Origin of the sequence: Erwinia wuhanensis (genome assembly GCF_030484085.1) — a bacterium.
GTDB lineage: Bacteria > Pseudomonadota > Gammaproteobacteria > Enterobacterales > Enterobacteriaceae > Erwinia > Erwinia aeris.
The window spans coordinates 163,936-188,204 of sequence record NZ_JAUJUH010000008.1 but is presented as its reverse complement, the minus strand read 5'-3'; the positions used below and the strand labels follow the sequence as shown (position 1 = coordinate 188,204).

The window sequence follows — 24,269 nt, the reverse complement described above, 5'->3', positions numbered from 1 at the left end:
CGTCCTTTTTTATTTGCTTCGCTAAAAACCGTGGCGTTTCGCTATGCCATAACCATAAAAATAACTAACCAACAACCCAAGGAAATCAAGATGATTGAAGTTAATTCATTTGCAGAGTTGCGCACCACCAAACCTTCCGCCTCTGGCGATATCGCCATGCTGAAACGTTATTACGATAAAGATTCCACCTTTCAGGGCGGCGGGCGTTTCGTCGGCTTTATTGATGCCTCGATAGCAGCATCAAAGGATGATGGCGGCTCCGTGGCGGTAGCGACGGGCGGCGGCTATTACTGGAAGCGTATTATTGATAACGTCGAAGATATTAATATCTATCATTTCGGCGGCAAGCGTCTGCGCGGCGACAGTAATTTCGATGCGGACAATGGTAAAGTCAACCATGACGCCTGCATCAATATGTATAAATGGGGACAGGCTTTTTCATCGCCGATTAGCGATACCAGCAAAAATCCGATCCACGGCGTGGGTATTCGCTTCCCGGCCGGGAAATTTCTGGTAAACCCGGTCGATCTTACCGGCGAAGGCGAAATCAACTATTTCAGCCTGTACGGTGACGACTGCGAATATGGCGTGTCACCGCGCACCATTATTGTTTCCGACCAGTCCGCCGCGACGGTATTTAAAGTGAAGGCGCGCCGCACCGCTATCCGCGGCATATTCTGGGACGGTCAGGCCACGGCGGACACCGAAACCAATACGGGCGTGATTACGCCGGAAATGGTCAGCAACACGCAGCCCTTTTTTGAAAATACCGTGATTGAAGGCGAGTTCGTCAATATTACCTGCTGCCGCATTGAGAATATCGGCGGCGCCGCTTTCAAACTGCTCGATACGCTGGATACGCGTCTGGATCAGATTTACAGCAACACCACCTATGCGCGAGTGTTTGATATCCAGTGGTCGGATTCTGTTATTGGCGTCTGGGATCACTCGACGGCGGTCGAGCTGTCGAACTGTAATTTCCAGAAAGGATACAGCGACGCCACGCTTTATATGCCGCGCGTCACCCAGGGACTGATCCGCAACGTCTGGATTGAACACACGCGTTTCCCCGGCGATTTGAGCAACGGCCAGTGGATTATCGACGCGCTGAGCATCGAGTCTTCTGAAAATCCGCTGAAGCTGAACTACACCAGGGCCACGATGCGCGCCCTCAGCCTTCAGTCCGGCGCCAAAGTCGATCTGAGCAGATCCGGTACGCCGTGGCTGTCAGGCTTTGAATACGGCTGGCGTCGCGATGAAAACTACGGCTCGGAGATGACCGGTTCCCTGAAGGCCGGCTGGTATTCCGGCTACCGCGTCAGCAACACGACGGATGAGGATAAATGGTTCCGCGTCGGCAAATTCTTTTTCCCTCATGCCAACCAGCACTGGCATCTGGAAATGCACGGCAAAACGCTAAGGGATACCGTTACGCAGCCTGCCGATGCGCCGCTGCTGACCAACGTCTGCGGTAAGGCCTACCTGAACCTTTATCGCGGCGCCAGCTCCGTTGGCGGCAACCTGCATTATGAAGGGGATTCGGGCGTGGTTGACTGCATTGTCAGAACCAGCGACAGCAAAGGCCTGTACGGCGAAGTCTGGATCAAGCTCAAGGCGCAGTGCGGCGACGTGATGGTCAATCTGAAAACCACCGGCCCATCGCGCTTTGAAGCGGGAGAGTGCTCGCTGTTCAGCGCCGACTTCTCAGAAGTCACCGATCTGGATACCACTAAACGCGTCACGCTCTCTACGGTGATGAATTTTCATAACGGCACTGCCGGTTATGGCTTTGACGGCAGCCTGGCGACGCTGACGACGGCAGTAGCGGAAGCGCCGGCGGCGACCGCAACGCCTGCAGGCTATATCACCATTAAAATTAACGGCGTAAACCGCAAGCTGGCCTATTTCTGATAAATAAAAGGAAAGGACGGATGAAATGAATGAACGCTAAATGGCTAATCTTTATTTTTCTGTCGGTTGTTATGTTGGCCGCAGTAAAAACCGCGCTTTTTTATCATTCCCACTATGTGGATACCCGTAATCAGCTTCGGCAGCAGCAGGAGCAGGTTAATACGCTACAGCAACGGCTTAACGCCGCGGCCGCTATGGATAAAAAATATGTTTCGCAACTGCAACAGGCCAGGGAAAATGCTGGCCAGCTTGAGCATGATGTTGCTGCTGGCCAGCGCAGGCTGCAGCTCGCCGCCAGCTGCCACAGCGCCTCCACGGCCCGCGCCGTCGGCGTGGCTGATGCAGCCGGCCCCCGACTTACTGACGCCGCTCAACGGTATTATTTCACTCTCAGAGAAAGAATAGCGACGGCCCGCATTCAGATAGCGGGATTACAGGATTATATTCGCCAGCAGTGTCAGCCTTAATAAGCGTTATATCCCGACGGATGAAATCTTTTCATCCGCTTTTCTGCTGCCTGCAATTTGCTTTTCATTGCAATAACTAACAGGAGGTGTGCTGGTGACGAATACCAGTAAAACAGCCGGCTGGCTGACGCCGCTTAATGACGAACCAGCCAGGGACGCCGCGCTGGAAGAACAACTCAGCACGTGGATCCAGGGGCTTACCGGCCTGGCTGCCGATCGGGTGGCGGTTGACGACGGCGCATCGCCGCCTGCATGGCTGCCGACCGGCGAAAGCGGCTGCGCTTTTATGGTGATGAAAATCGCCGCCGAAGGCACGCCCGTGTTGACTAACCAACAGGAGGACAATGTCCAGCTGTGGCGGGATGAACGGATGGAATGCCGACTGCATTTCTATGGCTCTTCCGCCCAGCTTTATGCCGCTCGTTTTCGCGACGGAAATACGCTGGCGCAAAACCTTGCCGCTTTAAAACAGCTTTCGCTTGGCGTCAGCGATTGCAGCGATATTACCACCGTATTGGAAACGGTTAATAACGCTCAGACCCGCCGTTATGAATTAACGGTCAATGTTATTCGTAAAATATTCCGTCTCTACGGAATTTACTCACTGGTGGAAACACCCGTTCAATTTTTTGGAGAATAAAATATGCCTCAAGGATTGCCTTTATCCGGCATCGTGAATGTTGACGTCCTGATGTCACCCGTTGCCGCTTCCGGTCGTAACTTTGGCTCAATGCTGATTATGGGAAGCGCCACGGTGATCCCCCTGACGGAACGCCTGCGTCTTTATACCGCCGCCGCCGATATTGGGGCCGACTTTGGCCTGGATTCCGCCGAATACCAGGCGGCAGCCGTCTGGTTTGCGCAGTCGCCGCAGCCGCAGCAGCTTTATATCGGCCGCTGGGCTAAAACGCTCGCCGCGGACGAAGAGGGTAAGACAGAAACGCTGGTCGAAGCCGTCAACGCCGCGCTGGAATATGCTAACTGGTACGGCCTGGCCGTGGCCACCGCCGCAGACGACGTTATCAGCGACGAAGATGTACTCGGCGTGGCGGCGGCTATCGAATCGGCCGGTCAAAGCCGTGTCTTTGCCGTTACCACCGGCAGCGCAGCAGTGCTGGATGCGACTTCCACCACGGACGTCGCCGCCCGGCTGAAAGCGGCAGGCTATGCGCGCACCTTTGTGCAGTATTCCACCCGCAGCCGCTTTGCCGCGATTTCCGCGTTCGCCCGTGCCTTTACCGTTAATTTCAACGGCAGCAACACCACGCTGACGCTGAAATTTAAGCAGGAGCCGGGCATCGCTTATGAAACCCTGAACGCCAGGCAGGCCGCCGCACTGGAAAGCAAAAGGGCCAACGTCTATGTCCTTTTCGCCAACGACAGCGCCATTCTGCAACAGGGCGTCATGGCTAACGGCGACTTCTTTGACGAGCGCCACGGGCTGGACTGGCTGCAAAACTTCGTGCAGACCAACCTGTATAACCTGCTCTACACCTCTGCCAGCAAAATTCCACAGACCGAAGCGGGCATTACCCGGCTGATGGGCAATGTGGAAGCATCTATGGATCAGGCCGTGACCAACGGGCTGATCGCGCCGGGCGTCTGGAACGGCGGCGAGATTGGCCAGCTGGCTGCCGGCGACATGCTCACCAAAGGCTATTACGTCTATGCCCAGCCGCTGGCGCTGCAGTCGCAGGCCGATCGCGAAGCGCGTAAAGCGCCACTGATGCAGGTTGCCTGCAAACTGGCCGGTGCCGTGCACTACGCCGATGTCCAAATTAACGTTGTTCGCTAAGGAAAAAAATATGTCTGCCTATTCATTTATGGATGTTACCGCCTCTTTTATTGGCCCGGGCGCGGTATTTGATTTGGGAAGCGGTTCCGGTAGCTCGGAAGAGGGCATTACCGTTTCCATGAAGGAAAATAAAAACAGCATGAAGCTGGGGATTGACGGCGAAGGGATGAATACCCTGCTGCCGGGCACCTCCGGCCAGATTACGGTTAACCTGCTGGAAACCTCGCCGGTGAATAAAAAGCTCTCGCTGGCCTATAACGCGCAGAGCGCAAGCTCTGCCAGCTGGGGGAAAAATATTATCGTGATCCGCAACAGCGCCTCGGGTGAAGTCATCACCGCGCGCGGCGTGGCATTCCAGAAGCTGCCAGATCGTAAATTCGCCAAAGAGGGCGGCACCACCGCCTGGATCTTCGACTGCATCAAAATCGATGTGGTGATGGGGGAATATTAATCGATGGAATTCACACTCAACGAAACCACGTTCCGTATCGCTAAGCTGGACGTTTTTCAACAGCTTAAAGTCTCGCGAAAGCTGCTGCCGCTGCTGGCCGGGCTGCTCTCCGACATTAACACGGTGAAATCGGCGGCGGCGCAGGGCGACTATTTCCAGGTGCTGGAAAAAGCTCTGCCCGCTATTGCGCACTCGCTGGCCGACATGAGCGAGGAAGACACCAATGCGATTTTGCATCCCTGCCTGGCGGTAGTCTCGCGCCAGCAGGCAAAAAGCTGGGTGCCGATCTTCTCTCAGGGTGTGCTGATGTTCGATGACCTCGATCTGATCACCATGCTGAAGCTGGTGCTGCGGGTAGTGGAGGATTCGCTGGGCAGTTTTTTGCCCGAACTCCCCGTCAGCAGGAGCGAGGTCCCGGCAGTGGGCTGACACTGGAAACGCTTCCTGACGGGGAAGATTTTCTGATGCGCCCGGTGGATGCCGGGCTTATCAGCTACACCGCGCTCAAGGATGGCTCAGTGGATCTGGCGGATATTGCCCGCCTGAACGACTGGCTGGATCTGAAAGCGGATAATCAACACCGCATTGAGCAATGGAAACAAGCCAATGAACGCTGAAAATACAAAAAATTTTCTGATGGTGCTGGATACACAGCTGGCGGCGGAGGCCGCCAGCTGGCAAAAAGTCAGGCAGTTTGTTGAGGCGCCGGGCTGGCAAAACAACGAACAGGCGGCAAAGGCGCTCGATCTGCAAAAGATCAAACAGACGGTAGAGCAGGCGGGTAAAGCGCTGGTGGAGTATATCAACCGCTTCGCCAGCCGTCTGGAGCAGCTTGGCGTCCGTGCGCAGAATGCCGGTACGCCAGCGGGCGATCTCAACGCGCTGGAATACGGCGCGGCCCAGACCGGCCTCAGCAACGATGCCATAGCGAAAGCTTTCCAGACCCTCATTAATAAGCCGGGCGCGGAAGCGCGCCTGAATAAGCTGGGCGTGGCAACGCGCGACGCCAGCGGCCAGAAAAAAACGGACAGCGAACTCTTCAGCGAGGCCAGCAGCAGGCTTGGCGCTATGCCGGAAGAGCAGGCGCTGGCGACCGCCAATAGTCTGGGACTTGCGCCCGATATCCTGGCCGCTATGCAAAGAGGGCTGGGGAAATTTATCGGCGACTATAACCAGCTTTCCGACTCTCTCGGCGTCAATATGACGCAGGCCGTCTCCGGCGCCGACCACTTTATGACGGCCAGGCGCAAGTTTGATGAGGTTGTCGAACTGCTGCAAACTAACAGCAGCAGCCGGCTGAACAACGGACTTGGGGAGATCTTCGATAACTTTACGAAGAAGCTGACCGACAACGCGCCTGACGTCGAGCGCGTGCTTGATGGCGCGGTAAGCCTGCTGCTGCTGCTTGCTGAAGTGGGGGAAAGGGTCATGCTGCGTCTGATCCAGGCGGTGGCCGATTTAAGCGGCTGGTGGGACTCGCTGGATAGCAGTTCGCAGGAGCTGATCGTCACGCTTGGCGTAATGACGGCGGCCTGGCTGGCGCTGAACAGCGCTTTTTTACTCTCGCCCATAGGAATAGTCGTGGCGCTGGTAGCGCTGCTTTTCACGCTTTACGACAGCTATAAAACCTGGCAGGAGGGCGGAAAAACCCTGATTGACTGGGACCAGTGGGCGCCAGGCATCAACGCGGCCAAAAAGGCGCTGGACTGGCTGCTGGAGAAATTCGGCCAGCTTACGGCAGGCACGCTTGACTGGAAGGGCGGGCTACAGGCTATTACCGATTTTGTGACGGGTAACTGGTCGGCGGGCATGACCGCCGCCGTGGATAAGGTGAAGAACTATTTCGATAACTTCTTTACCGATATCACTAATAAGCTGGCCAACAGTCCAATCTGGCGCTTTGTGAAAAAAATGGCCGGAGAGACACAGGCCGCCGTGTCGGACATCTCATTGCCAGGTTTGGCGGATCCAAACAGCCCGTTGAACCCGCAGCAGGCCCGGATGCTGGCGAACGTGATGACGTGGTCTGCCAATGACAATCTGACAGGCGCGCTGCCTTTCAGCATGGGCGGCCGTTTACCCTGGCAAAGTGAAATAGCGCAGAGCCGAACGGACAGCACCGTGGGCATCCAGCAGGAAACCAATATTTATGTGCAGGGTGGCGAGCCACACCTGACGGCCCAGAGAGTGGCGGAAAGCCAGTTCGATGTGAACTCGCAATTCGTCCAGACCGTAAGGAATATGCCGGTATGATAAAAGGTTTCCCCACGCTATTAATGCAAAGCAAACGTAAAATCGGTTTGCTTATTCCCAATGTGGTAATGAAAGAGAGCCACACCGACAAACTGAACGTCACCACGCATCCTGTCGAAGCGGGCGCCACCATCGCCGATCATGCTTATCTCTCGCCTGCGGAGCTGACTATGGAGGTAGGCTTTTCCGGCGGCGGTTCGCTGGTGGACTTTATGGATACAACACAATTCGGTATCCAGGCATCGTTAAGCCCGGCAGAAAGCTACCAGAATTTGCGGGAGCTGATGACCAACAGGCAGCCGCTGACCGTGGTGACCGGCAAGCGGCTGTACAACAATATGCTGATTACCTCAATTTCCGTGACAACGGATGCCTCTACGGAACACGTGCTGTTCGCCTCGTTAGGCCTGACCGAGCTGATGATTACGCAGACGCGAACGCTCAGCAGCGCGGAAAAGGAGAATATGGCGCAGGGCGCAAAAACCTCTGCCGTGCAGAATAACGGTAAGAAAGTCGCCAGGCCCGGCCCGGCGAATGTGGTTCTCACGAGGGGGAGCAGCTGATGACTATTACCGAAATTCCGCTGACGCCCGATAATCAGCTGTTCGATATTTCTATCAATAATAGCGATTATAAAATGCGCATTATCTGGCGGGAGAGCGGCTGGTTTCTCGATCTGCAAAACAGCGACGGCGGGGATATTATCGCGGGCATTCCACTGGTGACCGGTGCCGACCTGGTGGCGCAGTATGCTTATCTGCAGCTGGGCTTTGGCCTGTGGCTGTTTTCCGACAGCAGCGGCAATACCGCGCCGGATCAGTACGATCTCGGTTACACCGCGCATCTTTGCATTATCACGGAGGCGGCATGAGCGTTAACTGGATGCGCTACTGTGAACTGCTGCTGGAAGATGCCAGTAAAGCGTCGATTATTCTGGGCGATCTTAGCGTCGAATTTGTGATTAATACGCATGTGCAAAGCAGCGGCAGTACGGCGACTATCAGCATTTATAACCTGAGTGCGGAAACCCGCAACGCGATCGTGAGCGGTAAATATAAAAAGCTGCGCCTTATCGCGGGCTATACGGGAGTCCTGCCGGATAAGAACGAAGAGGAGCCGGTTATACCTGACTATATGGTGGGAAAAGCGATCGAAAACCCGCCGGTTAAATCAGGAGGCCCAAATTACGGCGAAATCTTTAGCGGCGAAATCCGCTATGCGTTTATTGTCGGAACAGGCTCCTCGTCAGATAAGCAGAAACAATCTGAGACGGTATTGAAAATTCAGGCTATCGATGGTCACCAGGCCGCAATGGAGGCAACGGTCAACACTACCGTCGCCGCAGGTTACGATACCAGCGCCATCCACAGGTTAACCCTGCGCAGCTTTAATCCTTACGGCGTGACCGCTGGCGCCACCGGCACCATGCCGCCCACGCGTTTTCCCAGGGGCCGGGTGCTTTATCAAACGGCCAGCCAGGTGATGGATAACGTTGCCGCGCAGTGCCGCGCGACCTGGCAGTTTGTCGATGGCAAACTGCAAATGGTGCCGGAGGAAAGCTATCTCGAACGCATTGTGGTGCTGAACAGCCAGACCGGCATGATCGGCTCGCCCGAACTGACCACGGAAGGGGTCAACATCAAATGCCTGATCGACCCAACGCTTCGTCTGCATGGTCTGGTGCATATCAATCAGGCTGCGCTTAACAGCATGCGTAATGCCATGGAATCGGTCAACCGCGCGGCCGCCGAAGAAAGAGAGGCGGCGGCAAAAGGGAACAAAGCGCAGCCGCAGGCGGCACCCCAGGATAAGCAAAAGACAGCGCAGCCGCCTGCCGATATCGCGGCCGATGGCGTCTATATCGTTAAAGGCATCACTTACGAAGGCCATACCCGAGATAGTAAATGGTATATGACCCTGACCTGCGTGGTGCGGGACAAACAGACCGCCCTTAAGGCGCCCGCCGCGCCGCACTAATCTAACCATCCGCCTGAGGCGGTTTTTTTTGGAGTTTTTATGCCCGTTTCTATCCAGTCAGTGATTGGCGGGGAAGCTCAGGCGTATCGGGCTTTAGCGGACATGGTGTCCACAACGCTACGCGTAGCCTTACCCGGCATTATTCAATCCTTCGATCCCGACACTGTAACCTGCGTGGTGCAGCCGGCCATTAAGGGCAGCGTGCGCAATGCCAGCGGCCAGCCGGTTTCTCAGGCGCTGCCTTTGCTGGTCGACGTTCCCGTGGTTTTTCCTCGCGGCGGCGGCTGTACCATCACCTTTCCCGTTAAAAAGGGCGATGAGTGCCTGGTGATCTTCAGCGATCGCTGCATCGACTTCTGGTGGCAAAACGGCGACGTGCAGGAGCCGGTCGATCCGCGTCAGCACGATCTGTCCGACGCTTTCGCGCTGGTCGGGCCGCAGTCCCAGAAGGAAAAAATCAGCGCTATCAGCACGGAGGCTTTGCAAATCCGCACGGATGAAGGCCAGGCCTTTATCGAGCTGAAACAGAGCGGCGAGGTCAATATCACCACTACGCGGCTAACGCTTAACGGCAATCTGCACGTCAATGGCGATATTACCTCGACCGGCGATCAGACGGCCGCAGGCATCAGCCAGATCGATCACGTTCATGGCGGCATCCAGAGCGGCAGCAGCTACACAAGGGGGCCGCAATGAGATATCGCAGAGAAGAGCAGGACGGCGATTACGCCTTTGGCAAAGGGGACAGCGCTTTCCTGGTTAACTCGCCGGCGTGCGTGGCGCAGGCGATTAAAACGCGGCTGCAATTATGGTATGGGCAATGGTTCCTGGATACCACGGAAGGCACGCCCTGGCTGCAATCGCTTACCGGCAAGCAAAACAGCGCGACGGCGGAAATGGTTCTGCGCCAGCGCATCCTTGCCACCCAGGGCGTTAAGTCCATTCTCTCTTTTAATACCACGTTCGACTCTTCATCCCGCCGGGCAATTTTCACGGTAACCGTGGAAACGCTGTACGGCACGACGACAGTAACAAGCGAGGCATAATGGCTCTTAAGACAGACAGGCTGGGGTTATCGGCAACGATAACGGCCCAGGGGATCGGCGCGCCTGATTACCAGACAATCCTCAGCGCGCTGACCGACTATTTCCGACAAATTTATGGCACCGACGCCTATCTGGAACCGGACAGCAAAGACGGCCAGATGATAGCGATTATGGCGCTGGCTATCCACGATGCCAATAATATGGCGATAACCTGCTACAACTCGTTTTCGCCGTCCACCGCGGTGGGCGACGCGCTGACGCGCAATGTAAAAATCAACGGTATCGTGCGTAAACCCGCGACCAACTCAACGGTGGATTTACAGCTGAGCGGCACGCCGGGCACCACCATTGTTAACGGCTCGGTCAGGGACAGTAATAACGTTATCTGGAACCTGCCCGCAAGCGTAACGATTGCCACCACGGGATTGGTCACCGTGACGGCCACCTGCGCGGAAACCGGGCCGATAGCGGCGGTAAGTGGTTCCGTTAACCAAATCAACACGCCGACGCGCGGCTGGCAGACGGTGACCAACCTGAACGCGGCGGCCACGGGAAGCGTTGCCGAAACGGACGCGGAACTGCGGCTGCGCCAGGCGCAAAGCGTTTCATTGACGGCGCTGACCACTTTTGACGCGCTGGACGGCGCAATTTCAAATATCGCAGGCGTCGTCGGGCATAAGCTTTACCAGAACGACAGCGATGATAAGGATGCGAATGGGCTGCCCGGCCATACTATTTCGGCAGTGGTGCAGGGCGGTGACGCAAATACGATCGCCGACGTTATTCGCAAAAAGAAATCGCTGGGCGTAGGCACGTTTGGCAATACCACCATAACGCTTGCCGACAGCTATGGCACGCCGCAGGCGATCCGCTTTTCGCGGCCGGTGCCGGTGCCGGTTTATCTGTCGCTGGAGCTGAAAGCGCTGACGGGCTACACCAGCCCCATCGCGGAGAAAATTAAAAAGGCGCTGGCGGCCTATATCAATAGTCTGGGGATCGGCAATAGCGTTCTGCTCAGCCGTCTTTATTCGCCCGCTAACCTGACGACAGGGCAGGACAGTACGGACAGCCAGTACTACGACATCCTGAGCCTGCTGGCAGGAAAAAGCGAAGCCGCGCTTTCCTCAGGCAATATCGCTATCGGTTACAACGAATTTGCCAGCTGCGAGGCGGATAATATTACGATATCGGTGACCGCATGAACTATACCGATCTGATCACCAACTACCATCGCGGAAAAGCGAAATACGTCGAGCATATTGATTTAACCACGCGGCCGCAAAAAGAAATTATCGATCTCTTTAGCGAAATCGTAACGGCGTTAGATTTAGACAACGCTACCGGCGCGCAGCTTGATATTTTAGGCGAGTGGATCGGGCGAGCCAGAAGTATTAACGCACCGATTGAAGATTACTTTTTTACCTTTGATAAGGCCTCGCTGGGCTTCGACCTTGGCAGCTGGAAAGACAGGTATGAACCCGATTCGGGCATTATCAAAGTGGATGATGAGGATTATCGCACGATGCTGCGCGCTAAAATCGGCGCCAATAAGTGGGACGGCACGGCCGACACGTTGCCCGCAATTCTGCAAGAAATCTATACGAAGCAGGATATCAATATCACCTTTACCGATAATCAGGATATGACCGTAACGGTATATGTGACGGCAAAAAACCTGTCCACCATTACCAAAGAAATTATTAAGCAGGGCTATCTGGCGATCAAACCCGCTGGCGTCACGGTAAATTATGAAATTAATGGAGAATAACGATGGCAAAAAATGACTTTAAACCTTTTGCTACGGGCGAAAGCGCAAACGTGCTGTCACAGGCGGATTACGAAGCGCTGGATGCTACGGCAAACGGCTTTCAAACCGGCATCGCCAGAAGCGAACAGCTGAATAAGGTCTGGCGACAGGCCTCAACTATGTCTCATGTAATTGGGCAATTTATCGCTGATAATAGCGGGGAAGACGTCAAAGATGATGGTAATACTGAGGAAATTCTGGGTAATTTTCAAAAGGCTTTGCAAAGTAAATTAATTATCGAAGCAATTTACCCCATTGGGATTGTTGTCTGGTTTGCGCAAAACAAAAACCCTAACGTAATCTTTCCTGGCACAACGTGGAAATATATAGGTGAAAATAAAACTATCCGCTTAGGCAGCGCCAGCGGCGGCGATGTAATGACTACTGGCGGGGCCGATCAGATTAGTTTAGCTATTGGCAATTTACCTGCGCATAATCATACCTATTCCGCCAGTACCAGCACTTTTGACTACGGAACTGTAGGTACCTCTGGTGTCGGCGATCACGGGCATAGTGCCTGGACGGACGCCCAGGGTAATCACCAGCATGGCTCAGGTATGCGCTTACCTTCTAACCAGGACGGACTCGCTTTTTATGGTACATGGGAGGCGCCAGGAGGAAGTGCCGCAGTATCGCGTGGAGGCAGCGGTGCGGCAATACAGGCGCCGACATCTGCAAATGGTCAACATTCGCATAATGTAGGTATCGGCGGTTCTGGCGCACACTCCCATAGCGTCGGCATTGGTGCTCACTCACATACTTTATCGGGTACAACATCTAATACGGGCTCCGGTGCTGCCATTTCGATAGTTAACACCTTTATAAAGCTGATGGGCTGGTATCGTACTGCCTGAATGGATTACGAACAATCCTTAAAAATAAAGCGCATATATGTTTATATATGCGCTCAGTTTTTATTCTTTTAGATCTCAGCTTCTTCAGATCCGTGGCGGTAAGCCGTCACCATCATTGCCAGACAGATACAGATTAACAGCACAGTGTTTCCCTGAATCAATACCGTATCGGCCAGACCAAAAAGGAAGGCGGGCAGGACGATAAACATCACGCCATTGTTTCTTCGCATTTTTTTAGAAAGAGCGAAAATCATGCCTGTTATATAAAATGACAGTAACGCTACGATACCCAGTACACCGTGTAGGGAGAGCACTTCCAGTAAATCGTTATGTAAATGATAGGCGACGTTTTTCCAGGCTTCCGGATTGTTTCTTTCATATTTTACAATGTAGTTACGTGCTTTTTCAGTACGGTCATCAGAGTTCTGTCCGACCACCCCGAAATTAACGCTATGCCAGCCTGACTTCCAGATTGAAAAGCGTGCGCCGATAGAAGTATCATTATTTTGATGGTAATTATCAATATCGCTTTTAATCTGGCTCATACGATCCCAGATAGCATAGGGCGTCCCGATAATAACAACAAGAAAAGCGGCCAGGCAGCTGTAAAGAACAGCCTTATGGATTTTCCTGTAGTTCATTATAAAGAATAATACGTACATCACGGGCGCATAAAGCACAGCCGATCGCGTCTCGGTAAGGATCACCAGCGTAACGTTAACGCCCAAAATAGTGAAAAAGAGCAATATAGAAAAAGCACTGCTTTTAAACCGCTGAAACGCCAGATACAAACACGTCAGGGAAACGAAAACGGTAAGGTAAGAGGCTGTAGTGGCCGCATCCGCAGTCAGCTTAATACGAGGGTCATTATTAGCATGTGCCTGAAAAGCAAACCATAAAGTATAAATAAGTCCTGCAAGGATCAAGGCGATAGCGACGGTCAGGGAAGTTTTATTTAGTTGATCACGGGCTTTATAAAACCAAAATAAGATAAAAGCCGCCAGCAAAAAACGTTTACCGCCTACGACATAGTTGTCGTGAATATCTTTCCAGTCTGTATGTTTAAAACAGGCTCCCCAGATAATACGGGCGGCCGCCATCAAAACAAGCGCGATCATAAAGGCTAATAAAGCATGGTTTTCGACTGGCAGCCTGCGGTTAAGCCATGCGTGATGTACGGTAAAAATAATTCCGACATAGCTGACAAGATAAAACAGCTTCTCCGGTAAACCCTGAAGAAAAAGATCGGAAGTAAGCGCTACGGCTAAGGCCAAAAAGCAGGTGTTATAAATCAACTTATGCTGGCTTCTTATCAAATTCATGTCAGATGCTCATTTTAAATAACGAAACAGATAATAGGTAATGTACCATTTTAATCCCTTCAGAAACTTTTTCTCTCTGAACATTAATTTATACATTTTTTTGGCTTGCCGATCGTTCTTCGGCAAATCGTAGGCGCGATCGGCCCAGACTGAACGTCTGTAAATAGCAGAGTAATAGCTGCAAACTGCCTGTTTATTCCATTGCTGCCAGGGTTTATCGGCACCGGCATAATGCAGAAAAACAGTTTCTGGAGGCGGCAGCGCTGTATAATCTTCGGAGCCATGGCCAGGCTTGAAAATGGTATTATACTTGCTGTCCACCGTAGCAAACCGATTCTCCAGTACAATATTCAACGCATCCTGATCCAGATATTGTAACGTTGCACCTTTTTCACTCAGTACAGCGAATGTCTGGAGTGAAATTCGCTCTTCTCGCCAGCGCGGCACATTAATTAACATCACGCCCGCATTAAAGTAGCGATCGCTTGTCAGCGTCACGTTTTTTGCCAGTTCTGCGCGCAAACTTTCGTCTTCCAACACCACAAACGCGGGCTGCTGCTTGTCCTGAGCAAAATGCCATAACGTTTCAAAAGCGTTAAGGCAAACAATATCGGCATCAAGATATAGGAGCAGATCCACGTCTTTTAAAAAGTGAGGGGCCAGAAGTCGATAATAGGTGGCTTTAGTAAAAAGCTGAGTGGTTGGAAAGTCTGCAAAGAGGGTAGAAGCTATCTTATGCACCGTCAGCGTATGAAAAGTAGCGGCCAGCAGCGTATTAAATTTCTCCGTAAGATGGCTGACATTTTCATCAGTGATCAAATGAAAGCTAAAGACTTCATTGCGCGATGCTTCAATAATTGACTGCATAGTAATGAAAGCATGACGTAAAAAACTGCCGTCAACGCCCAAAACAATATGCCTTACAGGCCTGGCGTCGCCGCCATTTCCTGCAACAACAACGTCTGAACTGACGTTTTTCTCCAAAAACGCCTCATCGATAATCCTTTCGAAACTTCCTGCTTTCATAATCTTACATCCGGAACAGATGAGGCTCAGAAACGGTAAAGTATACTAAATCGCTTTATGACGAAACAGCCCGTTAGATGATTTCATCAATCAAAACTAAACCAGCTTCTTCACCAGCGCCTCGCTGTGGCGGATATGGCTGGAAGCGCGTTCGGGATCGTGCTGCACCAGCGCCATAAACAGCAGGTCGGTCAGCGTCAGCTGGGCGGAGGTCGAAGAGATTGCCGCGCTGCTGGTGGTTTGCTCTTCGGCCACCGTATAAAGGCAATGCGTGGCGCACTGTTGCAGCGTGTTCGGCGTAAAGCCGGTGAAGGCCAGCACGCTGGCCCCGGCACGCCGCGCTTCCTGAGCGGCAAGGTTGATTTCGCGGCGTTCGCCGGTATAGGAAATTGCCAGCAGCACATCGCCCGGATTTAACGCCTGCACGCTGGCCAATAGCGCATGCATATCCTGCTCGGCCACGGCGTGAATACCAATCTTCATCAGCTTCCACGAAAAATCTTTCGCCACCAGCCCCGATGCGCCGATACCTACCAGCACAATGCGATTCGCTTCCTTTAACAGCTGCAACGTTTCCGTTAGCTTTTCCTCGCTGTTGATATCCAGCGTGGCGCGGATAGCGGACTGTTTTTCCGCCAGCAGCTTCTCGCCCACGACTTTTAACGGATCGTCGCTTAAGATCAGGTTATGCACGGTAATAGCGTCTTTTTTCGCCAGCGATTCGCTCAGCGCCAGCTTCAGTGCCGGAAATCCCTTGTAGCCCAGCTTCTGCGCAAACTTCACCACGCTGGACTGGCTGACGCCCGCTTCTTCCGCCAGCCTTTGCGAACTGAGATGCCGCGCCTTATCCGGCTGCGACAGTAAAAAGTCAGCGAGGCGTCGCTCGTTCAGCGCCAGCGTGGGATAGAGTTGGCGAATACGTAATAGTGAGCTCATCGGCTCCTCCTTAAAACGGTCTGAACACGCTTCAGCACGTCAGCTACCCTTATAAAAGGCGGCCAGCTTAGTAAAAAAGACCCTTCGGAAAACGGTTATGAATATAATATTCAGTAATTAAGCCGAATACAGAATTAAAAATTCATTTGTGAGGATAGCATGGATCTTGGCGCACTGATTTCAGAAACACGTAATGCAGACACAATGGACCTCGACAGTCTCTCCACGCTGGAGATGGTAACGAAATTTAACGATCAGGACGCTACCGTTGCAGCAGCGGTGCGCAGGACGCTGCCGCAGGTGGCGCAGGCGGTAGACGCGGCGGCCGCTTCGTTACAGGAAGGCGGCAGGCTTATCTATATGGGCGCGGGTACCAGCGGGCGGCTCGGCGTGCTGGACGCTTCCGAATGTCCACCGACCTTCGGCGTGCCGCATGGGCTGGTGGTAGGGGTAATCGCGGGCGGGCCGGGCGCGCTGCTGAAAGCGGTCGAAGGCGCCGAGGATGATGAACAGCTGGGCGTCAGCGATTTGCAGGCGCTGAAGCTGACGCCGCAGGATATGGTGGTCGGCCTGGCTGCTTCCGGACGCACGCCTTATGTCATTGGTGCATTGCGTTTCGCCCGCCAGTCCGGCTGCCGCACCGCAGCAATCTCCTGTAACCCGGACTCGCCCATCGCGCATGAAGCGGCCATCGCCATTTCGCCGGTCGTGGGGCCAGAGGCGCTCACCGGATCGACGCGGCTAAAATCGGGAACGGCGCAGAAGCTGGTGCTGAATATGATCTCCACCGGCGCGATGGTGAAAATCGGCAAGGTCTATCAGAACCTGATGGTGGATATGCAGGCGACCAACGTCAAACTGGTCGATCGCGCCTGCCGGATGGTTTGCCAGGCGACGGGCTGCGAGCGGGAAGAGGCGGAACGGGCGCTTCGGCAAACGGCATATGAAGTAAAAACCGCTATCCTGATGGTGTTGAGCGGCGTTGACGCAACAAAAGCCGCTACGCTGCTTGCCGAACACGGCGGCTTCTTACGCGCGGCATTACAGGCGAGTATGCGCTGAAGCGGATTTACCCGCACCGCGCGCAGTTTTGACATTGCTGTCTCAGCGTCCACTATTATTAACAGCGTTATGACGGCGCGAAACGCGCCTGGTTTGTGGGTTTTCCCCGAGGAGAAAGGTTTGATAACTGGTCAGGAACGACGTGTGGTATTTTTCGATCTCGACGGCACGCTGCATCAGCAGGATATGTTCGGCACTTTTATGCGCTATTTGCTATGGCGTCAGCCGCTCAACCTGTTGCTGGTGGCGCCTTTGCTGCCCGTGATCGGCGCCGGCCTGCTTCTCAAGGGGCGCGCTTCGCGCTGGCCGATGAGTCTGCTGTTGTGGGCGATTACGTTCGGCCACAGCGAAAAGAAGCTGCTGGTGCGCGAAAAAGCCTTTGCGCAGTGGTTTCGGCAACGGGTCACCGCTTTCCCGGTGGTGCAGCAGCGGCTGACCGACTACCTGAACAGCGCTGACGCTGACGTCTGGCTGATTACCGGCTCGCCGCAGTCGCTGGTGGATCTGGTCTATTTTGACTCTGCTTTTCTGCCGAAGGTAAAAACGATCGCCAGCCAGATGTCACGCGGCTACGGTGGACGAGTGCTGACAATGCGCTGCCTGGGACATGAAAAGGTGGCGCAGCTGGAAAAACGTATCGGCACGCCTTTACAGCTTTACAGTGGCTACAGCGACAGCAAACAGGATAACCCGCTGCTTTTCTTCTGCCAGCATCGCTGGCGGGTGACGCCGCAGGGCGAACTGCAACAGCTGGAGTAAACGGGTATACTGCCCCGCGATTTTTTGCTGGAGGCTCAGGTGAGCGATACCCAAATTGATGAAAAATGGATGCGCCATGCTTTAACGCTGGCGCGCCGTGCCTGGGAAGAAGGCGAAGTGCCCGTCGGCGCCGTGCTGGTGCAGGGCGATACCGTTATCGGCGAAGGCTGGAACCGGCCTATCGGCTATCACGATCCGACCGCACATGCGGAGATTATGGCGCTGCGGCAGGGCGGCAAGGTGCTGGAAAACTATCGGTTGCTGGACACCACGCTGTACGTAACGCTGGAGCCGTGCGTGATGTGTGCGGGCGCGATGGTGCACGGCAGAGTGGGGCGGCTGGTGTTTGGCGCGCGGGATGAGAAAACCGGCGCGGCGGGGTCGTTGCTGGATATCTTAGGCCATGCGGGCATGAATCATCAGGTCAGCGTGGAGCAGGGCGTGCTGGCGGCAGAGTGCGCGGCTATGCTAAGCGATTTCTTCCGCCATCGTCGGGCGGAGAAAAAGGCGCTGCGCGACAGGCTGCGCGCGGAGCTGCTAAAAGGAGAATAAACAAGGGCGCTGGATAACAGCGCCCTTTTACAGAAAAGAGCAGAGAACGTGGCCTGGCTTAAAGACGCATAAAATGTCGCCCGTGCCGCGCTCAGGGTGTTTTTACTTCCCCGCCGTTCGCCGCGCCCACATTCAGTTCATCGCCACCTGCGGCTCCACGGCCGGATAGCCTTTACCCAGCTGCGCTTCCATTGCCGCCTGCTGCGCCAGCTTCCTTTCCTGATCCTGTAAATAGCCCACCAGGCTCAGCTGGTAAATGCGGATGTTCTCCACATAGTTGTAGGCTTCCTGGCCGCGCGCGTAGCCGTAGGTGGTCTGGCTGTAATAGCGTTTCTGGCTCAGCATCGGCAGCCGCTGCTTGACGTCGGCCCAGCTGTCCGGATTGCCTTTTTGCTTTTCGGTCAGCCTGCGCGCGTCCAGCATATGCGCGTAGCCCATGTTATACGCCGCCAGCGCGAACCAGATGCGCTCATCTTCCGGGATGGTCGGCGGCACCTTCTCCATCATTTTCACCAGATACGCGCTGCCGCCGCGAATGCTCTGTTCCGGATCGGTTCTGTCGCTGACGTTGACGCTGTCCGCCGTATTGCGGGTCAGCATCATCATACCGCGCACGCCGGTAGGCGAGGTGGCCTGCGGGTTCCAGTGCGACTCCTGCCAGGAAATAGCCGCCAGCAGCCGCCAGTCGATCTCGCTGGCGTATTTTTGAAACAGCGGGCGGATAGCAGGCAACATACTGTCGATGGCGCGCAGAAAAGTGCGGGTATCGACATAGTCGAAGGTGCCGACGTGGCCCAGATACTTCTCATCCAGCCGCGCCATCGCGCCTTCTTCCGCCATCTGGTTAAAGTAGTCCAGCATCGCCGCATACAGGCTGTCATCTTCGTCGCGCGCCATATACCAGGTCACCGGCTCTTCATCCGTGATATCGAAAGCCACCGCCAGCTGCGGATGGATCCGCTGTAGCAGCGCGATCGACACCGAATCGCCCACCGTATAGTCGAGCTTGCCGTCCGCCACCGCTTCCAGCAGGGCATTCGGGCTCTGATCGGTAGAGATGGCCCAGTCCAGATCGGGATACTGATTTTGCCGGATATCGCGCAGCGTCGAAGCGAACGCGGAATCGGACGCAACCGTCAGGCGACCCTTCAGCGCGCCCAGATTCGGCGGACGCGGCTTGCCCATCCGGTAAACCAGCTGCTGGGAAACGGAATAGTAGGTCGGGCCGGTGCGAAAGCGCGACAGGCGATCGCTGTTGTAGATTAGCCCCGCCGCCAGCACGTCCGCTTTATCCTCTTCCAGGTCGTCAAACAGCTCGCTGAGGTTTTGACGCACCGTGATTTGCAGCTTTACGCCCAGATAATCGGCAAAGCGTTTCGCCAACTCGTAATCCATACCGGCCGGTGCTTTATTCACTGTGTAGTAAGTCAGGGGCGAATTGAGCGTGCTGACGCGCAATACTCCCCGTGCTTTTATCTGTTCCGTTCGGTCCAGCCCGCTGCTGTGCCACGGGATCGACGGCCACAGCGCAAGCGCGAGCAGTACCGTCACCAGCCCGATGAACAGATAATTAATTTTCAGGCGTTTCAAATGGTTATCTCTCGATTTCTCTCAGGATTCTGTCTGTAACGGCAGTATTTGTGGTCTTTAATGGTCCCTGAGCGTGGGGCATTTTGCGCAACTCCCTGCGGCGGCGCAACCAGATTTGTGCAGAATTGTGCGCTTTTCAGGCAATTCCCTGTGCCGATTAATTCTGCGCAAACGGTTTCGTAACAGGTGGGGATTCTTTATAATGGCGCCCGTTTTCCCCTGTTGCGCCCAAAGAAGCGTCGCCTGGCGCTCTGACGAGAGATCTTTAATGATGGAAATTCTGCGTGGTTCGCCCGCTCTGTCGGCATTTCGTATTAACAAACTGCTGGCCCGCTTTCAGGACGCTCACCTGCCGGTGAGTGACATTTACGCCGAGTACGTCCATTTCGCCGATGTCAGCGCGCCGCTTGACGAGGCTGAAAAAGCCCGTTTACAGCGCCTGCTGAAATATGGTCCTTCTCTCGCCGAACATACCCCCGAAGGTCGCCTGCTGCTGGTGACGCCTCGTCCGGGAACGATTTCCCCGTGGTCTTCCAAGGCGACCGATATCGCCCACAACTGCGATCTGCCGCAGGTGAAGCGCCTGGAGCGCGGGCTGGCTTTCTATATTAAAGCGCCGCAGCTGACCGAAGCGCAGTGGACGCAGCTGGGCGCGCTGCTGCATGACCGCATGATGGAAGTGGTGCTTGGCGATCTGTCTCAGGCCGCGCAGCTGTTCGCGCATCATCAACCGGCTCCGCTCACCAGCGTGGACGTGCTGGGCGAAGGCCGTACGGCGCTGGAGCTGGCCAACCGCAGGCTGGGCCTGGCGCTGGCGGAAGACGAAATCGACTATCTGCAGCAGGCTTTTGAAAAACTCGGGCGCAACCCGAACGACATTGAGCTGTATATGTTCGCCCAGGCGAACTCAGAGCACTGTCGTCATAAAATCTTTAACGCCGACTGGATCATCGACGGCGAACAGCAGCCAAAATCGCTGTTCAAAATGATCAAAAACACCTTTGAGAAAACGCCGGATCACGTGCTGTCCGCCTATAAAGATAACGCGGCGGTGATGGAAGGCTCGCAGGTTGGCCGCTTCTATGCCGATGCGGAAAGCCGCTACGATTTCCATCAGGAAGAGGCGCATATCCTGATGAAGGTGGAAACCCACAACCACCCGACGGCGATTTCGCCGTGGCCCGGTGCGGCAACCGGTTCCGGCGGTGAAATCCGCGATGAAGGCGCAACCGGACGCGGCGCGAAGCCCAAAGCGGGCCTGGTGGGTTTCTCCGTCTCCAACCTGCGCATTCCCGGTTTTGAACAGCCGTGGGAAGAGGATTTCGGCAAGCCTGACCGCATCGTTACCGCGCTGGATATCATGACTGAAGGCCCGTTGGGCGGCGCGGCGTTTAACAACGAGTTCGGCCGTCCGGCGCTGACCGGCTACTTCCGTACCTATGAAGAAGAAGTTAACAGCCACAACGGTGTCGAGCTGCGCGGCTACCATAAGCCGATTATGCTGGCCGGCGGCATCGGTAATATTCGCGCCGATCACGTGCAGAAAGGCGAAATCACGGTGGGCGCGAAGCTGATCGTGCTGGGCGGCCCGGCGATGAATATCGGCCTGGGCGGCGGTGCAGCCTCTTCCATGGCTTCCGGCCAGTCGGATGCGGATCTCGACTTTGCCTCGGTACAGCGCGACAACCCGGAGATGGAGCGCCGCTGTCAGGAAGTGATCGACCGCTGCTGGCAGCTGGGCGAAGAGAACCCGATCCTGTTTATCCACGACGTGGGCGCGGGCGGTCTGTCTAACGCCATGCCGGAGCTGGTCAGCGACGGCGAACGCGGCGGCCGCTTCAACCTGCGCGATATCCTCAGCGATGAGCCGGGCATGAGCCCGCTGGAAGTCTGGTGTAACGAGTCGCAGGAGCGTTACGTGCTGGCCGTGTCGCCGGACAAACTGGCGCAGTTCGCTGCGCTTTGCCAGCGTGAGCGCGCGCCTTACGCCGTTATCGGCGAAGCCACGGAAGAGATGCACCTGTCGCTGAGCGACAGCCATTTCGATAACAAGCCGATCGATATGCCGCTGGACGTGCTGCTGGGCAAAACGCCGAAGATGACCCGTGAAGCCGTCACGCTGAAAGCCAAAGGCGAGCCGCTGGCGCGGGAAGGCATTACCGTTGCCGATGCCGTTAAACGCGTGCTGCATTTACCGAGCGTGGCGGAAAAAACCTTCCTGATCACCATCGGCGACCGTACCGTTACCGGCATGGTTGCGCGCGATCAGATGGTGGGGCCGTGGCAGATCCCGGTCGCCAACTGCGCCGTGACCACCGCCAGCCTCGACAGCTATTACGGCGAGGCGATGGCGCTGGGCGAGCGCGCGCCGGTAGCCCTGCTGGATTTTGCCGCTTCCGGCCGCCTGGCGGTAGGCGAGGCGCTTACCAATATCGCCGCCACGCAGATTGGTTCGTTAAAGCGCATCAAGCTTTCCGCTAACTGGATGGCGGCGGCAGGCCATCCAGGCGAAGACGCCGGGCTTTATGAAGCCGTTAAAGCGGTAGGCGAGGAGCTTTGTCCGGCGCTGGGCATCACTATCCCGGTCGGCAAAGACTCCATGTCGATGAAAACCCGCTGGCAGCAGGGCACCGAGCAGCGCGAAATGACGTCGCCGCTTTCGCTGGTGATCACCGCTTTTGCCCGCGTGGAAGACGTGCGCCGCACCGTGACGCCGCAGCTGCAAACCGCCAACCATGACAATGCGCTGCTGCTGATCGACCTTGGCCAGGGCGTGAATGCGCTGGGCGCGACGGCGCTGTCGCAGGTGTATCGTCAGCTGGGCGACAAGCCTGCCGACGTGCGCGATGCGCAGCGGCTGGCGGGCTTCTTCACGGCCATGCAGACGCTGGTGGCGGAAGAGAAGCTGCTGGCCTATCACGACCGCTCCGACGGCGGCCTGCTGGTGACGCTGGCGGAAATGGCCTTTACCGGCCACTGCGGCGTTGAGGCGGATATCGCCGCGCTGGGCAGCGATGCGCTGGCCGCGCTGTTTAACGAAGAGCTGGGCGCCGTCATTCAGATTGCGGCGGCCGATCGTGAATACGTAGAGCAGGTTTTTGCCGCTCAGGGACTGGCGGACTGCGTGCACATGCTGGGCCGCGCGCTGCCTGGCGATCGTTTTGTGATCACCTCCGGCAATTCGGCAGTCTACAGCGAAAGCCGCAGCACTCTGCGTACCTGGTGGGCAGAAACCACCTGGCAGATGCAGCGCCTGCGCGACAATCCGGCGTGCGCCGATCAGGAACATGAAGCGAAGAAAAACGATCTCGATCCGGGCCTGAACGTGAAGCTGACCTTCCGGCCGGAAGAAGACATCGCGGCGCCTTATATCGCAACGGGCGCGCGGCCAAAAGTGGCCGTATTGCGCGAGCAGGGCGTTAACTCCCACGTCGAGATGGCGGCGGCTTTCCATCGCGCCGGGTTTGATGCGGTCGACGTGCATATGAGCGATCTGCTGGCTGGCCGTCGCGATCTGGCGGATTTTCAGACGCTGGTGGCCTGCGGCGGTTTCTCCTACGGCGACGTGCTGGGCGCGGGCGAAGGCTGGGCCAAATCCATCCTGTTCAACAATCGCGTGCGCGACGAGTTTGAAACCTTCTTCCATCGTCCACAAACGCTGGCGCTGGGCGTCTGCAACGGCTGTCAGATGATGTCCAACCTGCGCGAGCTGATCCCCGGCAGCGAAGCCTGGCCGCGCTTTGTGCGTAACCAGTCAGAGCGCTTCGAGGCCCGTTTCAGCCTGGTGGAAGTGGCGGCCAGCCCGTCGCTGCTGCTGGTCGGCATGGCGGGATCGCAGATGCCGATTGCCGTTTCGCACGGCGAAGGCTTTGTGGAAGTGCGCGACGAGGCCCATCTGGCCACGCTGGAGCATAAAGGCCTGGTGGCGCTGCGCTTTGTCGACAACTTCGGCAAGGTGACCGAGCAGTATCCGGCTAACCCGAACGGCTCGCCGAACGGGATCACGGCGGTGACCAACGAAAGCGGCCGCGTCACCATTATGATGCCGCACCCGGAACGCGTTTTCCGCACGGTCAGCAACTCCTGGCATCCGGCAGAGTGGGGCGAAGACAGCCCATGGATGCGGATTTTCCGCAACGCGCGTAAGCAGCTTGGTTAAGTTTAGCCTCAACCTTAAAGGCAGCTTCGGCTGCCTTTTTTTATGTTTTCTGAGCCGATGGTGAACAACCGTTGCAAAATAGCGACAGGCCGTCAATCGGGTGTCTCTTAATGGCGACATTTAACTTATTGATTATGCTGTGTTCCTGAGGTTAATCCTAATCCTGTTCCCGAACGGCGACACTTTCTGCCAGCCGGGCGAACTCTTCTGACGCCATTGCGCCGTGCTGTTTTTAAAAAGCTATTTAAAATAAAGCGTTATAATTTAATTCCAAACATGGCATGGAATTTGCTATACTAGGC

Annotated in this window: 24 protein-coding genes; 20 read left to right on the top strand and 4 right to left on the bottom strand. The window is 55.6% G+C overall.

The genetic code is table 11. From position 1 onward, the window contains the following. Positions 1 to 90 precede the first annotated feature (90 nt). The 16 genes from QZH36_RS18425 (at position 91) to QZH36_RS18350 (ending at position 12,561) form a co-directional block, all read left to right on the top strand. On the top strand, positions 91 to 1,911 hold the full coding sequence (locus QZH36_RS18425; protein ID WP_301730839.1) for a putative phage tail protein: 1,821 nt from the start codon (positions 91 to 93) through the stop codon (positions 1,909 to 1,911). A gap of 29 nt (positions 1,912 to 1,940) precedes the next feature. Next, on the top strand, positions 1,941 to 2,378 hold the full coding sequence (locus QZH36_RS21490; protein WP_436830343.1) for a lysis protein: 438 nt from the start codon (positions 1,941 to 1,943) through the stop codon (positions 2,376 to 2,378). Between the two features lie 94 nt (positions 2,379 to 2,472). Then, positions 2,473 to 3,018 carry a phage neck terminator protein gene (locus tag QZH36_RS18415; protein ID WP_301730837.1) on the top strand — a complete coding sequence of 182 codons (546 nt, stop codon included), beginning with the start codon at positions 2,473 to 2,475 and terminating at the stop codon, positions 3,016 to 3,018. Between the two features lie 3 nt (positions 3,019 to 3,021). Continuing rightward, positions 3,022 to 4,173 (top strand): DUF3383 family protein, encoded by a 1,152-nt coding sequence (locus tag QZH36_RS18410; RefSeq protein ID WP_301730836.1) that lies wholly within the window; start codon positions 3,022 to 3,024, stop codon positions 4,171 to 4,173. A 10-nt stretch (positions 4,174 to 4,183) separates the two neighbouring features. Further along, positions 4,184 to 4,624 carry a phage structural protein gene (locus tag QZH36_RS18405; protein WP_125289487.1) on the top strand — a complete coding sequence of 147 codons (441 nt, stop codon included), beginning with the start codon at positions 4,184 to 4,186 and terminating at the stop codon, positions 4,622 to 4,624. 3 nt (positions 4,625 to 4,627) lie between these two features. Beyond that, the gene (locus tag QZH36_RS18400; RefSeq protein ID WP_301730834.1) at positions 4,628 to 5,053 is read left to right on the top strand and encodes a phage tail assembly chaperone; all 426 of its coding nucleotides are present in this window, start codon (positions 4,628 to 4,630) and stop codon (positions 5,051 to 5,053) included. Positions 5,054 to 5,088: 35 nt separating this feature from the next. After that, positions 5,089 to 5,241 carry a DUF6889 family protein gene (locus tag QZH36_RS18395; RefSeq protein ID WP_125289489.1) on the top strand — a complete coding sequence of 51 codons (153 nt, stop codon included), beginning with the start codon at positions 5,089 to 5,091 and terminating at the stop codon, positions 5,239 to 5,241. After that, a complete protein-coding gene (locus tag QZH36_RS18390) occupies positions 5,231 to 6,877 on the top strand; it encodes a phage tail tape measure protein (RefSeq protein ID WP_301730833.1) in 1,647 nt (548 codons plus the stop codon). The genes QZH36_RS18395 and QZH36_RS18390 overlap by 11 nt, the downstream gene beginning before the upstream one ends. After that, positions 6,874 to 7,440, top strand: a complete 567-nt coding sequence (locus tag QZH36_RS18385) for a phage baseplate protein (RefSeq protein ID WP_253459225.1) — start codon at positions 6,874 to 6,876, stop codon at positions 7,438 to 7,440. The genes QZH36_RS18390 and QZH36_RS18385 overlap by 4 nt, the downstream gene beginning before the upstream one ends. Further along, a complete protein-coding gene (locus tag QZH36_RS18380; RefSeq protein WP_301730832.1) occupies positions 7,440 to 7,748 on the top strand; it encodes a phage baseplate plug family protein in 309 nt (102 codons plus the stop codon). The genes QZH36_RS18385 and QZH36_RS18380 overlap by 1 nt, the downstream gene beginning before the upstream one ends. Beyond that, entirely contained in the window at positions 7,745 to 8,854 is a 1,110-nt protein-coding gene (locus QZH36_RS18375; protein WP_301730831.1) for a hypothetical protein, read from the top strand. Before QZH36_RS18380 ends, QZH36_RS18375 begins: the two co-directional genes overlap by 4 nt. Before the next feature lie 39 nt (positions 8,855 to 8,893). After that, on the top strand, positions 8,894 to 9,550 hold the full coding sequence (locus tag QZH36_RS18370) for a Gp138 family membrane-puncturing spike protein (protein WP_253459234.1): 657 nt from the start codon (positions 8,894 to 8,896) through the stop codon (positions 9,548 to 9,550). Next, the gene (locus QZH36_RS18365; protein ID WP_253459236.1) at positions 9,547 to 9,900 is read left to right on the top strand and encodes a contractile injection system sheath initiator; all 354 of its coding nucleotides are present in this window, start codon (positions 9,547 to 9,549) and stop codon (positions 9,898 to 9,900) included. Before QZH36_RS18370 ends, QZH36_RS18365 begins: the two co-directional genes overlap by 4 nt. Then, entirely contained in the window at positions 9,900 to 11,102 is a 1,203-nt protein-coding gene (locus QZH36_RS18360) for a baseplate J/gp47 family protein (protein WP_253459239.1), read from the top strand. Before QZH36_RS18365 ends, QZH36_RS18360 begins: the two co-directional genes overlap by 1 nt. Continuing rightward, entirely contained in the window at positions 11,099 to 11,668 is a 570-nt protein-coding gene (locus QZH36_RS18355; protein ID WP_301730827.1) for a baseplate wedge 1 family protein, read from the top strand. The genes QZH36_RS18360 and QZH36_RS18355 overlap by 4 nt, the downstream gene beginning before the upstream one ends. 2 nt (positions 11,669 to 11,670) lie before the next feature. After that, positions 11,671 to 12,561, top strand: coding sequence for a phage baseplate protein (locus QZH36_RS18350; RefSeq protein WP_301730826.1), 891 nt, complete (start codon positions 11,671 to 11,673; stop codon positions 12,559 to 12,561). Between the two features lie 68 nt (positions 12,562 to 12,629). Here QZH36_RS18350 and QZH36_RS18345 read toward each other — a convergent pair whose 3' ends face one another. The 3 genes from QZH36_RS18345 to QZH36_RS18335 form a co-directional block, all read right to left on the bottom strand. Further along, positions 12,630 to 13,883: an O-antigen ligase family protein gene (locus QZH36_RS18345; RefSeq protein ID WP_301730825.1), complete on the bottom strand. Its 1,254-nt coding sequence runs from the start codon at positions 13,881 to 13,883 to the stop codon at positions 12,630 to 12,632. 9 nt (positions 13,884 to 13,892) lie between these two features. Then, positions 13,893 to 14,909, bottom strand: a complete 1,017-nt coding sequence (locus QZH36_RS18340) for a glycosyltransferase family 8 protein (protein WP_301730824.1) — start codon at positions 14,907 to 14,909, stop codon at positions 13,893 to 13,895. A gap of 96 nt (positions 14,910 to 15,005) precedes the next feature. Beyond that, on the bottom strand, positions 15,006 to 15,845 hold the full coding sequence (locus tag QZH36_RS18335) for a MurR/RpiR family transcriptional regulator (protein ID WP_301730823.1): 840 nt from the start codon (positions 15,843 to 15,845) through the stop codon (positions 15,006 to 15,008). A 159-nt stretch (positions 15,846 to 16,004) separates the two neighbouring features. Here QZH36_RS18335 and murQ point away from each other — a divergent pair, with 159 nt between their 5' ends. The 3 genes from murQ to tadA all read left to right on the top strand — a co-directional run bounded on the left by murQ (position 16,005) and on the right by tadA (position 18,218). Then, on the top strand, positions 16,005 to 16,907 hold the full coding sequence (gene murQ / locus QZH36_RS18330; protein WP_301730821.1) for an N-acetylmuramic acid 6-phosphate etherase: 903 nt from the start codon (positions 16,005 to 16,007) through the stop codon (positions 16,905 to 16,907). A gap of 120 nt (positions 16,908 to 17,027) precedes the next feature. After that, the gene (gene yfhb, locus QZH36_RS18325; protein ID WP_253459257.1) at positions 17,028 to 17,666 is read left to right on the top strand and encodes a phosphatidylglycerophosphatase C; all 639 of its coding nucleotides are present in this window, start codon (positions 17,028 to 17,030) and stop codon (positions 17,664 to 17,666) included. A gap of 39 nt (positions 17,667 to 17,705) precedes the next feature. After that, positions 17,706 to 18,218 (top strand): tRNA adenosine(34) deaminase TadA, encoded by a 513-nt coding sequence (tadA, locus tag QZH36_RS18320; protein ID WP_301252051.1) that lies wholly within the window; start codon positions 17,706 to 17,708, stop codon positions 18,216 to 18,218. A 132-nt stretch (positions 18,219 to 18,350) separates the two neighbouring features. Here the strand turns inward: tadA and mltF are convergent, their stop codons facing one another. Next, complete coding sequence (gene mltF, locus QZH36_RS18315; RefSeq protein WP_253459260.1) at positions 18,351 to 19,808, bottom strand: membrane-bound lytic murein transglycosylase MltF; 1,458 nt, start codon at positions 19,806 to 19,808, stop codon at positions 18,351 to 18,353. Positions 19,809 to 20,076: 268 nt separating this feature from the next. On the opposite strand from mltF, the gene purL reads away from it, so the two are divergent. Beyond that, positions 20,077 to 23,967, top strand: a complete 3,891-nt coding sequence (gene purL, locus QZH36_RS18310; RefSeq protein WP_301730819.1) for a phosphoribosylformylglycinamidine synthase — start codon at positions 20,077 to 20,079, stop codon at positions 23,965 to 23,967. Positions 23,968 to 24,269 lie beyond the last annotated feature (302 nt).

Excerpts from the sequence above, each read along its gene's own strand:
- QZH36_RS18425 (WP_301730839.1), top strand. The coding sequence starts at position 91 with ATGATTGAAGTTAATTCATTTGCAGAGTTGCGCACCACCAAACCTTCC.
- QZH36_RS21490 (WP_436830343.1), top strand. The coding sequence starts at position 1,941 with ATGAACGCTAAATGGCTAATCTTTATTTTTCTGTCGGTTGTTATGTTG.
- QZH36_RS18410 (WP_301730836.1), top strand. The coding sequence starts at position 3,022 with ATGCCTCAAGGATTGCCTTTATCCGGCATCGTGAATGTTGACGTCCTG.
- QZH36_RS18405 (WP_125289487.1), top strand. The coding sequence starts at position 4,184 with ATGTCTGCCTATTCATTTATGGATGTTACCGCCTCTTTTATTGGCCCG.
- QZH36_RS18400 (WP_301730834.1), top strand. The coding sequence starts at position 4,628 with ATGGAATTCACACTCAACGAAACCACGTTCCGTATCGCTAAGCTGGAC.
- QZH36_RS18395 (WP_125289489.1), top strand. The coding sequence starts at position 5,089 with ATGCGCCCGGTGGATGCCGGGCTTATCAGCTACACCGCGCTCAAGGAT.
- QZH36_RS18390 (WP_301730833.1), top strand. The coding sequence starts at position 5,231 with ATGAACGCTGAAAATACAAAAAATTTTCTGATGGTGCTGGATACACAG.
- QZH36_RS18385 (WP_253459225.1), top strand. The coding sequence starts at position 6,874 with ATGATAAAAGGTTTCCCCACGCTATTAATGCAAAGCAAACGTAAAATC.
- QZH36_RS18380 (WP_301730832.1), top strand. The coding sequence starts at position 7,440 with ATGACTATTACCGAAATTCCGCTGACGCCCGATAATCAGCTGTTCGAT.
- QZH36_RS18375 (WP_301730831.1), top strand. The coding sequence starts at position 7,745 with ATGAGCGTTAACTGGATGCGCTACTGTGAACTGCTGCTGGAAGATGCC.
- QZH36_RS18370 (WP_253459234.1), top strand. The coding sequence starts at position 8,894 with ATGCCCGTTTCTATCCAGTCAGTGATTGGCGGGGAAGCTCAGGCGTAT.
- QZH36_RS18365 (WP_253459236.1), top strand. The coding sequence starts at position 9,547 with ATGAGATATCGCAGAGAAGAGCAGGACGGCGATTACGCCTTTGGCAAA.
- QZH36_RS18360 (WP_253459239.1), top strand. The coding sequence starts at position 9,900 with ATGGCTCTTAAGACAGACAGGCTGGGGTTATCGGCAACGATAACGGCC.
- QZH36_RS18355 (WP_301730827.1), top strand. The coding sequence starts at position 11,099 with ATGAACTATACCGATCTGATCACCAACTACCATCGCGGAAAAGCGAAA.
- QZH36_RS18350 (WP_301730826.1), top strand. The coding sequence starts at position 11,671 with ATGGCAAAAAATGACTTTAAACCTTTTGCTACGGGCGAAAGCGCAAAC.
- QZH36_RS18345 (WP_301730825.1), bottom strand. The coding sequence starts at position 13,883 with ATGAATTTGATAAGAAGCCAGCATAAGTTGATTTATAACACCTGCTTT.
- QZH36_RS18340 (WP_301730824.1), bottom strand. The coding sequence starts at position 14,909 with ATGAAAGCAGGAAGTTTCGAAAGGATTATCGATGAGGCGTTTTTGGAG.
- QZH36_RS18335 (WP_301730823.1), bottom strand. The coding sequence starts at position 15,845 with ATGAGCTCACTATTACGTATTCGCCAACTCTATCCCACGCTGGCGCTG.
- murQ (WP_301730821.1), top strand. The coding sequence starts at position 16,005 with ATGGATCTTGGCGCACTGATTTCAGAAACACGTAATGCAGACACAATG.
- purL (WP_301730819.1), top strand. The coding sequence starts at position 20,077 with ATGATGGAAATTCTGCGTGGTTCGCCCGCTCTGTCGGCATTTCGTATT.